12 protein-coding genes are annotated in these 14703 nt (G+C 57.4%); 5 read left to right on the forward strand and 7 right to left on the reverse strand.

Annotation, left to right across the window (positions count from 1 at the left end; genetic code table 11):
- Positions 1-31: 31 nt before the first annotated feature.
- Positions 32-1180, reverse strand: coding sequence for a YbfB/YjiJ family MFS transporter (locus LOC22_RS03060; protein ID WP_017383385.1), 1149 nt, complete (start codon positions 1178-1180; stop codon positions 32-34).
- Between the two features lie 137 nt (positions 1181-1317).
- Between LOC22_RS03060 and fghA the strand changes: the two genes are divergently transcribed.
- Positions 1318-2145 carry an S-formylglutathione hydrolase gene (gene fghA / locus LOC22_RS03065; RefSeq protein WP_048247084.1) on the forward strand — a complete coding sequence of 276 codons (828 nt, stop codon included), beginning with the start codon at positions 1318-1320 and terminating at the stop codon, positions 2143-2145.
- 267 nt (positions 2146-2412) lie between these two features.
- The gene (locus LOC22_RS03070) at positions 2413-4398 is read left to right on the forward strand and encodes a ligand-gated channel protein (RefSeq protein WP_015572315.1); all 1986 of its coding nucleotides are present in this window, start codon (positions 2413-2415) and stop codon (positions 4396-4398) included.
- Positions 4399-4452: 54 nt separating this feature from the next.
- Here the strand turns inward: LOC22_RS03070 and LOC22_RS03075 are convergent, their stop codons facing one another.
- On the reverse strand, positions 4453-5922 hold the full coding sequence (locus LOC22_RS03075; RefSeq protein ID WP_006811308.1) for an amino acid permease: 1470 nt from the start codon (positions 5920-5922) through the stop codon (positions 4453-4455).
- Between the two features lie 180 nt (positions 5923-6102).
- Entirely contained in the window at positions 6103-6969 is an 867-nt protein-coding gene (yieE, locus tag LOC22_RS03080) for a DNA-binding transcriptional regulator YeiE (RefSeq protein ID WP_017383387.1), read from the reverse strand.
- Between the two features lie 97 nt (positions 6970-7066).
- Between yieE and LOC22_RS03085 the strand changes: the two genes are divergently transcribed.
- On the forward strand, positions 7067-8113 hold the full coding sequence (locus LOC22_RS03085; protein ID WP_017383388.1) for a YeiH family protein: 1047 nt from the start codon (positions 7067-7069) through the stop codon (positions 8111-8113).
- Positions 8114-8177: 64 nt separating this feature from the next.
- Positions 8178-9035, forward strand: coding sequence for a deoxyribonuclease IV (gene nfo / locus LOC22_RS03090; RefSeq protein WP_017693043.1), 858 nt, complete (start codon positions 8178-8180; stop codon positions 9033-9035).
- A 74-nt stretch (positions 9036-9109) separates the two neighbouring features.
- On the opposite strand, the gene fruA is transcribed toward nfo, so the two are convergent.
- Genes fruA through fruB form a run of 3 tightly spaced genes read right to left on the reverse strand, consistent with a single transcriptional unit; the run spans position 9110 to position 12880 of the window.
- The gene (gene fruA / locus LOC22_RS03095) at positions 9110-10795 is read right to left on the reverse strand and encodes a PTS fructose transporter subunit IIBC (RefSeq protein WP_045141695.1); all 1686 of its coding nucleotides are present in this window, start codon (positions 10793-10795) and stop codon (positions 9110-9112) included.
- A 16-nt stretch (positions 10796-10811) separates the two neighbouring features.
- On the reverse strand, positions 10812-11750 hold the full coding sequence (fruK, locus tag LOC22_RS03100) for a 1-phosphofructokinase (RefSeq protein ID WP_006811313.1): 939 nt from the start codon (positions 11748-11750) through the stop codon (positions 10812-10814).
- On the reverse strand, positions 11750-12880 hold the full coding sequence (gene fruB, locus LOC22_RS03105; RefSeq protein ID WP_230239347.1) for a fused PTS fructose transporter subunit IIA/HPr protein: 1131 nt from the start codon (positions 12878-12880) through the stop codon (positions 11750-11752). Before fruB ends, fruK begins: the two co-directional genes overlap by 1 nt.
- Positions 12881-13238: 358 nt before the next feature.
- Here fruB and setB point away from each other — a divergent pair, with 358 nt between their 5' ends.
- Positions 13239-14420: a sugar efflux transporter SetB gene (gene setB / locus LOC22_RS03110; protein WP_015572310.1), complete on the forward strand. Its 1182-nt coding sequence runs from the start codon at positions 13239-13241 to the stop codon at positions 14418-14420.
- Here setB and LOC22_RS03115 read toward each other — a convergent pair.
- Entirely contained in the window at positions 14417-14671 is a 255-nt protein-coding gene (locus LOC22_RS03115) for a YkgJ family cysteine cluster protein (RefSeq protein ID WP_003859353.1), read from the reverse strand. The two genes, setB and LOC22_RS03115, sit on opposite strands and share 4 nt — an antisense overlap.
- Positions 14672-14703: the final 32 nt, after the last annotated feature.

Below are 14703 nucleotides of genomic sequence, written 5' to 3' on the forward strand. Positions count from 1 at the left end.
GACGCACATAATCCAGTATTCACGACGATAATTATTGCAATTGCTGTTGCCTTTCAGCCTGACGGTTCCAGACTAACGCTCCGCCAACGAACAGCGCGATCCCCGCCAGCCCCAGCGCAGGTTCCAGCCGATGCGTGAGCCAGGTCGACAGTGCCGACGTGACCGGACCCACCAGCTGACCAATGGCATACCCGGTGGTGAGCAGTCCCGCCATATAACGCGTGTGGTCTGGCGCCAGCTCGCGACCGTACAAAAGAGAGAGCTGCACGGCGCAGAGGAACCCGCCGCCCACCAGCAGCCCACCCGTCAGCAAGCCGCCTATGCCCGGCAGCAGCCAGGCCGCCAGCACGCCAATCCCCTGTAACCACAGAACAATCGCCAGCCTGCGGTTAGCGCTTGATGTATGCCGCAGGGCAATGCTGAGCGCAATTCCCACCACCGAGGCGGCGCCAAATATCGGCCAGACAAACTGGGCAAACAGGCTGCCGGGAAAACGCACCGCCGCCATTTGCGATAAAAAGGTCGCCGGGAGGATATAGCCGAACCCTGCCAGGCTGTAGCTCCAGACCAGACGCTTGAGATCTGCGGTCAGCAGCAGCGGTTCAGGCGCGGTACCGGGCCGATGGAGCTGCCCGGACCGCGGCAGGTAGCGCGCCACCAGCACAATCAGCACCAGCGCCAGTACGCCGTAGATTTGCCATGCCGCCCCGGCGGACAAGGATTTCGCCTGAATATAGACCGCCAGCAGGCCGCTCAGGGCGATGCCGGCCCCGGGTCCGGCAAAGACGGCCGCACTGAGTCCCGGTTTGCCCAGCTGCCCCAGCCGCTCGTTGGTCCAGGCGGCAATCAGCACCATCGACCAGCCGCTCATGCAGCCGATCACAAAGCGCAGCAGACCGTGAACAACGGCATTATCTGCCGCCGCGGAGAGCAGCGTTAGCGCCACCGCACCGGTGATGCCAAGCCAGAGACGCGTTTCAACGAAGCGATGGGCGCGCATGGCATCCCATGCCCCCACCAGATAGCCCAGATAGTTCATTGCCGCCACCAGCCCCGCGCTGGTAAGCGTGAGTTGCCCGGCGGCTATCATCAGCGGCACCTGAGGCGTGAAGGCGAAGCGCCCTATCCCCATCGCCACGACCAGAACCACAAATCCGCTGAGCGCGATACGCAGCGCCATGATCGCTCCAATTGTTAAAGAAAAGTAAATTTATGATGCAACATCTCGCCGTCCTGCGAAAGTGAAAGTTGCTCACAGGTCAATGAAAACTCTGTATTATGCGTTTTATGAATCGTCTTACCTTTAAGGAGCCCTGCATGGAACTGCTCGAAGAGCATCGTTGTTTTAAAGGTCGACAGCAGCGCTGGCGGCACGACTCCACCACGCTGAATTGTGCTATGACGTTCAGCATTTTCCTGCCCCCTGCGGACAATCCACCGGTGCTGTACTGGCTTTCAGGCCTGACCTGCAACGACGAAAACTTCACCACCAAAGCGGGTGCCCAGCGTATTGCCGCCGAACTGGGCATTGCGCTGGTGATGCCAGATACCAGCCCGCGTGGCGATGACGTGGCCGACGATGCCGGATACGATTTGGGTAAAGGCGCCGGGTTCTATCTCAACGCCACGGAACAACCGTGGGCGAGCCATTACCGCATGTATGACTACATTCGCGATGAACTGCCTGCCCTGGTGCACTCTCAGTTCGCGGTCAGCGAGCGCTGCGCGATAAGCGGACATTCGATGGGGGGCCACGGGGCGCTGATAATGGCGCTGAAAAATCCGGGGAAATACACCAGCGTGTCCGCATTTGCGCCGATTGTGAACCCAACGCAGGTGCCGTGGGGGCAAAAAGCCTTTACGCACTATCTGGGTGAAGATGCAGAAAAATGGCAGGAATGGGACAGCTGCGCGTTGATGCTGGCGAGCGATTCGGTGAATGCGATCCCAATGCTTATCGATCAGGGCGATGCGGATCAGTTCCTCGCCGGACAACTACAGCCTGCGGTGCTGGCGGAAGCCGCGCGCCAGAAGGACTGGCCGCTAACGCTGCGCATTCAGCCGGGATACGACCACAGCTATTACTTCATGGCGTCCTTTATTGAGGATCATCTCCGCTTCCATGCGGAGCATCTGTTCAGATAAGTTCCGCCTTTTGCCCGGTAGCGCCTCCTGCCTACCGGGTCTTCCCCTCCCCCTCTTTACATACTTCTATCCGCTTGAATCCAGCCTGATTTCTGTCGCCGACACCCAAACACAAATGATTTCAATTATCATTTGTGTTTACAATTCTACATTCTTTTGTACAATTCCAGGCTCTTCTCCATCTCAAAGAGTTCTTACAAGACAAAAACATACAGTTCTCAGGGTTATCCCGATGGAGTTTTATTCATTTTTATACGGAATGTACAAATGACAATACCGCGCATTAAGCTCCTGGCCGTCGCCATTGGCGCTGCCACATGTTCCCCCTTCGTTCACGCAGCCGATCAGGACACCGTTGTCGTCACCGCGACGGGTTTTGAACAAAAAATCCAGAATGCCCCCGCCTCCATCTCTGTGATTTCAAAACAGCAGATTGAAGATAAAGCCTACCGTGATGTTACCGATGCCCTGAGAGACGTCCCGGGCGTTGTCGTCACTGGCGGCGGGAGCAGCAGTGATATCAGTATTCGCGGCATGGCCTCTCAGTACACCCTGTTCCTGGTGAACGGCAAACGCGTCAGTACGCGAAGCACCCGCCCCAACAGCGACAACTCGGGTATTGAACAAGGCTGGCTGCCGCCGCTGGAGTCCATTGAGCGCATCGAGGTCATCCGCGGCCCGATGTCCTCGCTTTACGGCTCCGATGCTATGGGTGGCGTAATTAACGTCATTACCAAAAAAGTCTCGAACACTAAAGCCTGGACCGGTTCGTTGCATGGCGATGCGACCTTCCAGGAAAACAATGATTCCGGCGATATCTTCCAGACCAACGCCTACGCTTCTGGTCCCCTGATCGACGGACTGCTGGGCGCAAAAGTGACGGGGCTGTTGTCACGCCGCGCAGAAGATAAAATCGTGAACGGCTATAACGAGCAGAAAATGCGTAACGGTGGCATTACGCTGAACTTCACGCCGGACGAGAAGAACGATTTCGACCTCGACTTTGCTCGCGAGCTTCAGGACAGAAACAGCACCCCGGGGATGTCGAAAGCGGCTGAAACCTGCCGGGGAACAACCTGTACGCCAAATACCAAAAGCGACTCGCGCTATGAGCACACGACCTACTCCTTAACGCACAGCGGGTATTACGACGACTTCAATACCACCAGCTATATCCAGCAGGAAGAGACCAATAATCCAGGTCGCAAAATGCGCTCCTATAACACCACCTTCAACAACCAGAACCAGATTTTCCTCGGCGATCATACGTTGACCCTCGGCGGGCAGTATCGTTATGAGAAACTGCGCGACAAGGGTAATCAGCTGGAAGCTGCTGACGGCCTGAACAAACTGACGCGCTGGAGCTGGGCCCTGTTTGCCGAAGATGAATGGGCAATGACGGAAAGCTTTACGTTGACCGGCGGCCTGCGTATGGACAAAGACCAAAACTACGGTACTAACTGGACGCCGCGCGGTTACGGCGTATGGCACCTGGCCGATCAGTGGACGTTAAAAGGCGGGGTTTCGGCTGGCTATCGTGCGCCGGATCTGCGTCAGTCGTCTGCCAGCTGGGGCCAGGTAACGGGTGGCGGCCGTCTTGACGGTATCATCGTTGGCAACCCGGATCTGAAACCAGAGAAGAGCCTGAGCGAAGAGCTCGCCCTGCTCTGGGATAACAACGATAACCTGAATGCCGGCGTAACGCTGTTTAATACCGACTTCAAGGACAAGATTACGGAAGTTCGCCGCTGTAACAGCAGCGCCGATCCCGCCTGTACGATTGGCGATCACAGCTATGATTTCGTCAGCGATCGCGTCAACGTGGACAAAGCCAACATGCGCGGTGTGGAGTCCTCCTTCGGGTGGAAAATCACGCGCGATGTGAACTGGACTGCAAACTACACCTATACGGAGTCTGAGCAGAAGAGCGGCCAGTTCTCCGGCAAGCCACTGAACAAAATGCCGAAACACATGTTCAACACCACCCTGGACTGGCAGGCGACGCCAGATGTCGGATTCTGGAGCCGTCTGAACCTGCGCGGTAAAACGTCTGAGTACCTGAGCCGCACGTCAATGTCCCAGGGTACGCCGTCCTACACTCAGGTTGATGTCGGTATGCGCTACAACGCCAACAAAAACCTGCTGGTTACTGCCGGTGTGTATAACGTGCTCGATAAGCAGATTGATTACGATACGTATGACACCGTGCTGGATGGCCGTCGCTATACCGTCGGCATGACCTACAGCTTCTGATCTGCCCATAAAAAAGCCCGCTCAACTGAGCGGGCTAAAAGAGAGGAAGTGCGGTTATTGTTTAAATCGTTCCGGGAAATCCATTTCACTGTAGCGAACGAAGCGTGTTCCTTTCGTCAGTTTGTAGCCAAACCAGATGATCAGGAACAGCGGAATGCCAATATAGGTGGCCGTGACGGCGCCCCAGTCAATGGTGTCCGCAAGGAAGGCCTCATAGTTCTGACCCAGGGTAATAATCAGGCACAGAACGAAGGCGAAGATCGGCCCCAGCGGGAAGAACCCTGACCGGTACGGCAGATTATTCAGATCATGACCCTGCTTGACGTACCCGCGACGGAAACGGTAGTGGCTGATGGCAATGCCCAGCCAGGCAATGAAGCCCGTCATACCAGAGGTGTTAAGCAGCCACAGGTAGACCGTCTGATTGCCGAACATGGAGGTCAGGAAACAGAGACCCGCAATCACCGTGGTCGCATACAGCGCGTTGCGCGGCACGCCACCGCGAGACAGTTTCGAGAAAATACGCGGCGCTTTACCGTCGCAGGCCAGGGTGTAGAGCATGCGGGTGGAGGCGTACATCCCGGAGTTACCCGCAGACAGTACCGCCGTCAGGATCACCGCGTTCATCACCGCCGCGGCAGAGAGCAGACCCGCGTGCTGGAAGACTAGCGTGAACGGGCTGACGCTGATGTCTTTCACATCATTACGCAGCAGGCTTGGGTCGGTATACGGAATGATCAGGCTGATAATCAGGATCGCGAACACATAGAACAGCAGGATACGCCAGAACACCTGACGCACCGCGCGCGGAATGTTCTTCTCCGGGTTTTCGGATTCACCGGCCGCGATACCAATCAGCTCGGTACCCTGGAAGGAGAAGCCGACAATCATCGCCACGCCAATCATCGCCGAGAAGCCCCCGGCAAACGGCGCATCGCCTATAGTCCAGTTACTCCAGCCCGCCGGTTCAGCCCCTTTGAAAATACCAACGATCATCGCCACACCGACGACGATAAAGATGATGACGGTTGCCACTTTAATCAAAGAGAACCAGTATTCCGCTTCGCCAAAGCCGCGCACGGAGATGTAGTTCAGCAGGAAGATGACCGCCAGGAACAGGGCGCTCCAGATCCAGCCTGGCGTGTCCGGGAACCACCAGGTCATCACCAGCTGTGCGGCGACGAGGTCAACGGCGATGGTCACCGCCCAGTTGTACCAGTAGTTCCAGCCCAGCGCGAAGCCGAAGCCTTCCTCAACGTATTTTTGTCCGTAGGTCGAAAAGGAACCAGACACCGGCATGTATGCCGCCAGTTCACCCAGGCTGGTCATCAGGAAGTAGACCATCAGGCCAATCAGAATATAAGAGAATAATGCCCCACCCGGGCCGGCTGCCGAAATTGTTGCGCCAGAGGCAACGAAAAGACCCGTACCGATGGAGCCGCCAATGGCGATCATCGTCAGGTGACGCGCCTTAAGTGCGCGACGTAGCGCGGGCGCTTCTGTGGTTTTAGTTTCTGAAACCATGTGAAAATGCTGTCCATTCAATAAATGAGGCGCGATTGTAGCAGACGATCTGCGTTGCTTCCGGCAGAAATGCTCAGTTATAAGAGAGCTTCATGACTCGGCCAGGATTATAAGTAAAGCATAAAAATGTGGGGTGATAAGCGCACATAGCCCCGGTAAGCGAAGCGCCACCGGGGAACGTTAAATGGCGCAGTAGCGCAGAAAACGCTGGAGCGAGCTGGAAAGGTGTTTCTGACGATGATGGATGCACCACAGCGTGCGCACCAGCTTCGGCAGCGGAACGGGGATCTCAACCAGAGAGCCGGTTTCCAGCTGTTCGGCAATCACCCGTCGGGAAAGACAGCTAATGCCCAGGCCATGACGCACCGCATGCTTAATCGCCTCGGAGTTACCTAACTCCATCCCTAACTGGAACTGCGGCAGATGGGACAGCAGCAGATAATCGACAATCTCACGCGTGCCAGAGCCCTGCTCTCGCAGGATCCACTGCGCCTGCGCCAGACGCTCCAGCGTCACCTCGCCCTGGAGTAAAGAAGAGGCCGGGGAGGCAAACACCACCAGCTCATCCTCCAGCCAGGGTTCCGCAATGATATCCACGTTGTGGCACGGCCCTTCGATAAGCCCGATGTCCACGCGGAAATCGATCACCGCGTTGATCACGTCCTGGCTGTTGCCGACGCTCATTTCCAGCGGCAGGGTCGGAAAATCCCGGCGGTAGCGGGCAATCACTTCCGGCAGGATGTAGTTACCGATCGTGCTGCTGGCGTAGACGCGAATAGCGCCGTTGTCCTCGCGGAACAGTTGTTCGATCTCCGTTGCCTGTTCCAGCAAGGCCAGGGCACGCGGGTACAGCAGGCGGCCATGTTCGTTCACCACCAGCCGCTTTCCTACCCTGTCGAAAAGCTGAACGCCCAGTTGCCCTTCAAGATCGGTCAAGGCCGCGCTAACGGCGGACTGCGAGAGCGCCAGCATTTGTGACGCCTGGGTTGTCGAGCCGCTTTTCAGCACCTCGGCAAAAACTTCCAGCTGACGCAATGTAATGTGCATGGTTGCTTACCACTTATAAAGATTGATTATAAATATATAATCAATTTTATTTTTAAGCCAGAGCGCCGTAACCTTTAGCCAGACAAAGGAGAAGGTTATGTCAGAAATCACCTTACAACATCATCGTACAGTGTGGCACTTCGTGCCGGGTCTCGCGCTCAGCGCCGTGGTGACCGGCGTGGCTTTATGGGGCGGGAGTATACCGGCGGTTGCCGGCGCAGGGTTCAGCGCCCTGACGCTGGCCATTCTGCTTGGCATGGTGGTCGGGAATACCGTTTACCCGCACATCTGGAAATCCTGCGACGGCGGGGTAATCTTTGCTAAACAGCATTTGCTGCGCCTCGGGATTATTCTTTACGGTTTCCGCCTCACCTTTTCGCAGATTGCGGACGTTGGCGTCAGCGGGATTGCCATTGACGTCCTGACCCTTTCGAGCACTTTTTTACTGGCGTGCTTTATCGGCCAGAAGATCTTTGGGCTGGACAAACAGACCAGCTGGCTGATCGGTGCGGGTAGCAGCATCTGCGGCGCGGCGGCGGTACTGGCAACAGAACCCGTCGTTAAAGCCGAAGCCAGTAAAGTCACGGTTGCCGTCGCGACGGTAGTTATCTTCGGTACGCTGGCGATCTTCCTGTATCCGGCCATGTATCCGCTGGTGGCGCACTGGTTTAGTCCGGAAACCTACGGCATTTATATCGGCTCAACCATGCACGAAGTGGCGCAGGTGGTGGCGGCAGGTCACGCCATTAACCCGGAAGCGGAAAACGCGGCGGTCATCGCCAAAATGCTGCGCGTGATGATGCTGGCCCCGTTCCTGATTTTCCTCGCGGCGCGGGTTAAACAGCTTGCTCCGGCAGGCGGCAGCGAGAAAAGCAAAATCACCATTCCGTGGTTTGCGATCCTGTTCATCGTGGTCGCTGTCTTCAACTCTTTCCACCTGCTGCCAAAAGCAATGGTGGATATGCTGGTGACGCTGGATACGGTCCTGCTGGCGATGGCGATGGCGGCGCTGGGCGTCACCACACACGTCAGCGCGCTGAAAAAAGCCGGCGCGAAACCGCTGCTGATGGCGCTGGTGCTGTTCATCTGGCTAATCGTTGGCGGTGGTGCGATTAACCTTGCGGTACACAGCCTGTTGGCATAAACCATCTCGTCCTTCTCCTGTTAACCCGCTATCATAGGCATTTCGGGTTAACAGGAGTCTTTTTATGAAATATGTTGGAGCGCACGTCAGCGCTGCCGGTGGCCTTGCGAATGCCGCCATTCGCGCCGCCGAAATCGAGGCGACCGCTTTCGCCCTGTTCACCAAAAACCAGCGCCAGTGGCGCGCCGCAGCGCTCACCGCTGAAGTGATTGATGATTTCAAAGCCGCCTGTGAGAAATACCACTACGGGCCTGGCCAAATCCTTCCCCACGACAGCTACCTCATTAACCTCGGTCACCCGGTTGCCGAGGCGCTGGAAAAATCCCGCGAAGCGTTCCTGGATGAGGTTCAGCGCTGTGAACAGCTGGGGCTGACGCTGCTGAACTTCCATCCCGGCAGCCATCTGATGCAGATTGACGAAGACGCCTGTCTGGCGCGCATCGCCGAGTCCATCAACATGACGCTGGATAAAACCCAGGGCGTGACGGCGGTGATTGAGAATACCGCCGGTCAGGGCAGCAACCTCGGCTTTAAGTTTGAGCATCTGGCGGCGATCATCGACGGCGTGGAAGATAAATCCCGCGTGGGGGTGTGCATCGATACCTGTCACGCCTTTGCCGCCGGCTATGACCTGCGCACAACCGAGGCCACGAAAAATACCTTCGAGGAGTTCGAGCGTATTGTCGGTTTTAAATACCTTCGCGGTATGCACTTAAACGATGCGAAAAGCGCGTTCGGCAGCCGCGTTGACCGCCACCACAGCCTGGGCGAAGGCAACATCGGCCATGATGCGTTCCGCTTTATCATGCAGGACGCCCGCTTCGACGGTATTCCGATGGTGCTCGAAACCATTAACCCGGATATCTGGGCGGAAGAGATTGCCTGGCTGAAGGCGCAGCAAACCGCTGAACAGGCGGCATAAAAAAAGCCGGGCTGCTTACGCACCCGGCTTTTTTTGTAGGTCGGGTAAGGCGAAGCCGCCACCCGACACCTCTTTTAGGCTGCTTTTGCGACCACTTCCGCTTCCGGGCGCTTCAGCACCGCGTAAGACAGGCCTGCCACCAGCGTACCGGCAACAATCGCCAGCAGATAACCCAGCACCGGCGTGATGGCGCCAGGGATGAGCAGGACGAACAGACCGCCGTGCGGCGCCATCAGTTTCGCACCTACTGCCATGGAGATAGCCCCCGTCACCGCACCACCCACGATACAGCACGGCAGAACACGCATTGGATCGCGTGCCGCAAACGGGATTGCGCCTTCGGTGATGAAGCACAGGCCCAGCACCAGCGCCGCTTTACCGCCTTCCTGCTGCGCTTTATCGAACTTACGGCGGGCAATAATCGTCGCCAGACCGAGCGCCAGCGGAGGCACCATACCGGCCGCCATGATCGCCGCCATCGGCGCGTAGGTCTGGGTACTCAGCAGGCCAACGCCAAACGCATATGCCGCTTTGTTCACCGGACCCCCCATGTCGGTACACATCATACCGCCGAGGATTGCGCCCAGCAGCACCGCGTTCGCCGTCCCCATGGTTTGCAGCCAGTGGGTCAGACCTTCCAGAATGCCCGCGACCGGCTTACCAATCAGGTAAATCATCGCCAGACCGACCACCAGGCTGGAAATCAGCGGGATGATCAGGATAGGTTTCAGCGCCTCCATACTCTGCGGTAGCTTCAGCTTCGAGCTGATCACCTTCGCCACATAACCGGCGAGGAAACCGGCAATGATACCGCCGATAAAGCCAGAACCGGTGCTCACGGCGAGCATACCGCCGATAAGACCCGGCGTCAGACCCGGACGGTCAGCAATGGAGAAGGCGATAAAGCCCGCCAGCACCGGCACCATCAACGCAAACGCGGAGCCGCCGCCAATCTGCATCAACGCGGCCGCCAGTGTGCCCGGCTCTTTAAACGCCTCGATACCAAAGGCGAAGGAGAGCGCAATACACAGGCCGCCCGCCACCACCATCGGCAGCATGTAGGACACGCCGGTCAGCAGGTGACGATACGCGCCCGCAGACTCTTTTTTCCCTTCGGTCGCAGTTTTAGCCGCACCGGTTGCCTGATACGGTTTGGCTTCTGCCAGCGCCTTATCAAACTCCTGCGCGGTCTTCTTCAGCGCCAGGCCGGTAGAGGTACGGTACATCGGCTTGCCGGCAAACTTCGCCAGATCCACTTCGATATCCGCCGCCACAATCACCAGATCGGCTTCCGCCACCTCTTCCGGCGTGATGGCATTGCCCGCACCAACAGAGCCGCGGGTTTCAACCTTCACCCACCAGCCACGTTTTTTCGCTTCGGTTTCAATGGCTTCAGCCGCCATAAAGGTGTGCGCCACACCTGTCGGGCAGGCCGTTACCGCAACAATGCGTTTCGGCCCAGCGGCGGCAACCGGCGCCGCCTCAACAGGTGCGCTGTAAACCGTCGCATGACCTTTTGCTTCGCTCAGAAACAGTTCAGGGTGTGCCACCGCGCGATTAATATCACCCAGCCACACTTTTTTGCCGTTCAGGGCGCTGTCAGCGGGGATTTTGTCGCCCAGAACAATCGCCATTTCAGCATCACCCGGGTTATCAATGATATCCAGATGCGCTTTTTGTGCCGCCGCGCCCAGCAGGGTCTTCGCCATATAGGCACGAGCCTGTCCGAGACCGGAGTCAATGATCAGCAGCGTTTTCATTATTCCTCTCCTGCTGTTAGTTAAAAGGTTTTAAGTCAACGCGCGCCATCATCGCGGCTAACTGGGTACGATCGGTAATACCGACATTGCTCTGGCTCACGGCCAGGGCCGCAACGGCGGTAGCAAGACGTAAGGTATGTTCACTGGATTCGCGCATCAGCAGACCGTAGATCAGGCCGCCAACCATCGAATCCCCGGCACCCACGGTGCTGACCACCTCCATTGAAGGCGGTTTGGCAATCCATTCCCCGGAGGCGTTAACCCACAGGGCACCTTCTGCACCCAACGAAATCACCACGTGAGCGATACCCTGCTCGCGCAGCGCATGGGCAGCGTCAATCACATCCTTTAATTCTGGCAGCTTACGGCCCGCCCAGATCTCCAGTTCGCGGCGGTTAGGCTTAACCAGCCATGGCGAGGCTTTCAGACCGGCGACCAGCGCGTCGCGGCTGCTGTCGAAAATAATGCACGGGCACTGGCTGCGCAGGCGCGTCATCCAGTCGGTGAACGCTTCCGGGCTGACGCCGGACGGCAGACTGCCGCTGACGCACACCATGTCAAACTGGCCCAGCCAGCTCAGGGAATCGGCAACAAAGCGCTCCCAGTCAGCCGGGGTCACTTCGAAGCCGGAGAAGTTCAGATCGGTCACTTCACCGTCTTTCTCGGTCAGCTTAACGTTGATGCGGGTACGGCCCTGCACAACCTGAAAACGGTTAGCGATGCCCAGTTCACTGAACAACTGCTGAAAACCATCCTGGTTGTCTTTACCGAGGAAGCCGCCTACGGTGACGTCGATGCCGAGATCTTTCAGCACCTTCGCCACGTTAATCCCTTTTCCTGCGGCATGCAGGCCGGTCGTCCGCACCAGGTTGACTTCGCCACGCTCAATTTCCGGGCAGAAGCCCACCAGATCGTAAGCCGGGTTCAGCGTAATGGTCGCAACACGTCTGCTCATTATGCGCCCTCCCCCAGACCGGCCGCGATGGCGTCGCCAATCGCTTTCAGCGCTTGTTCAGCATCCGCACCCTGCGCGGTAAAGCGCAGACGATGGCCTTTCTTCACGCCCAGCGCGACAACTTTCATCAGACTGCGCCCGTTGGCTGGTTTACCCGAACCGTCCAGATTGGTCACGGTGATCTCACTTGCAAATTGTTTAATGGTATTCACCAGCATGGTGCCCGGACGGGCATGCAGGCCGTGTTCGTTACGCACCACGTACTCTGCGCTCAGCAGGTCATCCGTCAGCGCATCGTCGCTGGTCAGCAGGGCCAGCACCGTCGCCGCGTCTGCGTTCAGCAGTTTTTCAGCTTTATTGTTCAGCAGCAGATCGCCCAGACGCTTCAGCACGGATACCGGCTGATCGTCCGCCATGGCGACCGTTACCAGCATCGCGGCGCGTTCGCCGTCTGTCTCAAAGGCAACCGCAGCACGGCTGACCGCGATAGCGCTACGCAGGTTGCCTTCCGCACTGTCGTTCAGCCAGATGCCCTGACCCAGGTTTAATGGCTTATCATTGATGGCGCGCGTCACAAAAGTGGTATCTGCCGCTCCCACTTCTTTCAGGCGGGCCGCGTTCAGCGCCTGGAGCGTCAGCAAATCGGACGCAACGACGTCCAGCGTCAGGGTTTCATTATCCAGCTTCAGCGCTTCGCTCTGTTTTTCGCCCATCAGCAGGGCACGCAGCTCTTCAGCAGTGGTGGTGGATTTAAGCTGTTCCGCGACGGCATCATCACTCAGCACGTGCGTCAGCTGACGCAGCAGGCCCAGGTGTTCATCACCGCTGGCCGCGATGCCGATCGCCACATAAGCCACCTGCCCCTCGCCCCACAGCACGCCCTGCGGGAACTGGAAGACCTGCACGCCGGTTTTCAGCACCTGATCGCGGGTGTCCGTGGTGCCGTGCGGAATTGCAATACCGTTACCGAGAAAGGTGGAGGTCTGCTGTTCACGCGCCAGCATGCCGTTGACGTAGCCGTCAGCCACGTTGCCAGCCTGCACGAGCGCAGCGGCGACCTGGCGAATAGCCTCTTCTTTATTCCCGGCCTGTTCGCCCGGGTGAATATCCTGAACAGATAACTGGAACATGATTCTCCTCTCCTGCTGAAATTGAATCGTTTCAGCTTAACTGAGAAACCAGGCGCTAACCTGCTTCGTCAGGACAGGCAAGATAGCGCTGAAACGTTTCAAGAAGTCTTGTCTTTTCTACAAAAGGTTGCAAGAAAAGTTACATTTCTTGTTGCAGAATTTAGAAGTGCAGCACATTTCTTCTTCAGTCGGGAGGTTTTTGCTGATGTTCAGCAAACAGGTTCAGCACGCTTCAGCGAAACGGCGATAAACTGAAATGCTATTTTGATTTATTGTGGCAATCTTGATTTTGCCCTCTGTTTATTTAATGACAGGCGGCGTAAACTCCGCCTCTCTCTGTTACTCGCAAAGACTGAACATGCATAACACCCCCGCTGCCGCCTCACCAAAGCCTTTTGATTTGACGTCAACGGCGTTTTTGATCGTTGCTTTTCTCACCGGTATTGCCGGTGCGTTACAAACGCCTACGCTGAGCCTGTTTCTGACCAACGAAGTTCACGCCCGCCCGGCGATGGTTGGCTTCTTCTTCACCGGGAGCGCCATCATCGGCATTTTCGTCAGCCAGTTTCTAGCCGGGCGTTCAGACCGCAAAGGCGATCGCAAAAGCCTGATCGTTTTTTGCTGCCTGCTCGGGGTGTTTGCCTGCCTGCTGTTTGCCTGGAACCGTAACTACTTCATTCTGCTGTTCGTGGGCGTCTTCCTGAGCAGTTTCGGCTCGACCGCCAACCCACAGATGTTCGCCCTTGCCCGCGAGCATGCCGACCGCACCGGGCGAGAAGCGGTGATGTTCAGTTCGATACTGCGCGCGCAGGTGTCGCTGGCCTGGGTGATTGGCCCCCCGCTCGCCTACGCGCTGGCGATGGGTTTTGGCTTTACGGTGATGTACCTCAGCGCAGCCGTGGCCTTCGTGGTATGCGGCGCAATGGTCTGGTTCTTTCTGCCCTCCATGCGCAAAGAGCCGAAAGTGGCGACCGGTACGCTGGAAGCTCCGCGACGTAACCGGCGCGACGCGCTGCTGTTATTCATTATCTGTACGCTAATGTGGGGAACCAACAGCCTCTATATCATTAATATGCCGCTGTTTATTATTGATGAGTTGCATCTGCCGGAGAAGCTGGCCGGGATCATGATGGGAACCGCCGCGGGGCTTGAGATCCCCACCATGCTGATTGCGGGCTATTACGCGAAGCGCTTCGGCAAGCGCTTTTTGATGCGCGTCGCCGCCGTAGCCGGGCTGCTGTTTTATGTCGGTATGCTGACGGTTCATACGCCAGCCCTGCTTCTTGCTTTACAGCTGCTGAACGCCATTTACATCGGTATCCTGGCCGGTATCGGCATGCTCTACTTCCAGGATCTGATGCCGGGTCAGGCAGGCTCTGCCACCACCCTTTATACTAATACCACCCGCGTGGGCTGGATTATTGCAGGCTCACTGGCGGGCGTTGTGGCTGAAATCTGGAACTATCATACGGTGTTCTGGATTGCGCTGGTGATGTGCGTCCTGACGCTGAGCTGCCTGACGCGAATCAAAGATGTTTAAGGCGCGGTGAGCGCTTCCAGCTCAAGCAGATAAGTGATGGCCTGCTGGCGCGTACTGCCGCACATTTCGGCGGTTGGCTGGAGCCCGGAGCACACCTTCGGGCGCAGGGGCGAGCCAAAGATCATGCACAGGTTAGTGTCAGAGAGCTGAACGCAGCGGGTATTGGCAGGCTTGCCCTCCGGCATGCCTGGAATGGGGCTTGAGATGGACGGTGCGGTACAGCACGCGCCACAGTCGGAACGACAATCCATACATGCTCTCTGTTGGTGGCAGATGCCCGCGC

The organism is Enterobacter sp. AN-K1 (assembly GCF_020971765.1).
GTDB classification, from domain to species: Bacteria; Pseudomonadota; Gammaproteobacteria; order Enterobacterales; family Enterobacteriaceae; genus Enterobacter; species Enterobacter hormaechei_C.

Excerpts from the sequence above, each read along its gene's own strand:
- LOC22_RS03075 (WP_006811308.1), bottom strand. The coding sequence starts at position 5,922 with ATGGTTTCAGAAACTAAAACCACAGAAGCGCCCGCGCTACGTCGCGCA.
- fghA (WP_048247084.1), top strand. The coding sequence starts at position 1,318 with ATGGAACTGCTCGAAGAGCATCGTTGTTTTAAAGGTCGACAGCAGCGC.
- LOC22_RS03070 (WP_015572315.1), top strand. The coding sequence starts at position 2,413 with ATGACAATACCGCGCATTAAGCTCCTGGCCGTCGCCATTGGCGCTGCC.
- setB (WP_015572310.1), top strand. The coding sequence starts at position 13,239 with ATGCATAACACCCCCGCTGCCGCCTCACCAAAGCCTTTTGATTTGACG.
- fruB (WP_230239347.1), bottom strand. The coding sequence starts at position 12,880 with ATGTTCCAGTTATCTGTTCAGGATATTCACCCGGGCGAACAGGCCGGG.
- fruK (WP_006811313.1), bottom strand. The coding sequence starts at position 11,750 with ATGAGCAGACGTGTTGCGACCATTACGCTGAACCCGGCTTACGATCTG.
- LOC22_RS03085 (WP_017383388.1), top strand. The coding sequence starts at position 7,067 with ATGTCAGAAATCACCTTACAACATCATCGTACAGTGTGGCACTTCGTG.
- fruA (WP_045141695.1), bottom strand. The coding sequence starts at position 10,795 with ATGAAAACGCTGCTGATCATTGACTCCGGTCTCGGACAGGCTCGTGCC.
- LOC22_RS03060 (WP_017383385.1), bottom strand. The coding sequence starts at position 1,180 with ATGGCGCTGCGTATCGCGCTCAGCGGATTTGTGGTTCTGGTCGTGGCG.
- yieE (WP_017383387.1), bottom strand. The coding sequence starts at position 6,969 with ATGCACATTACATTGCGTCAGCTGGAAGTTTTTGCCGAGGTGCTGAAA.
- nfo (WP_017693043.1), top strand. The coding sequence starts at position 8,178 with ATGAAATATGTTGGAGCGCACGTCAGCGCTGCCGGTGGCCTTGCGAAT.
- LOC22_RS03115 (WP_003859353.1), bottom strand. The coding sequence starts at position 14,671 with ATGGATTGTCGTTCCGACTGTGGCGCGTGCTGTACCGCACCGTCCATC.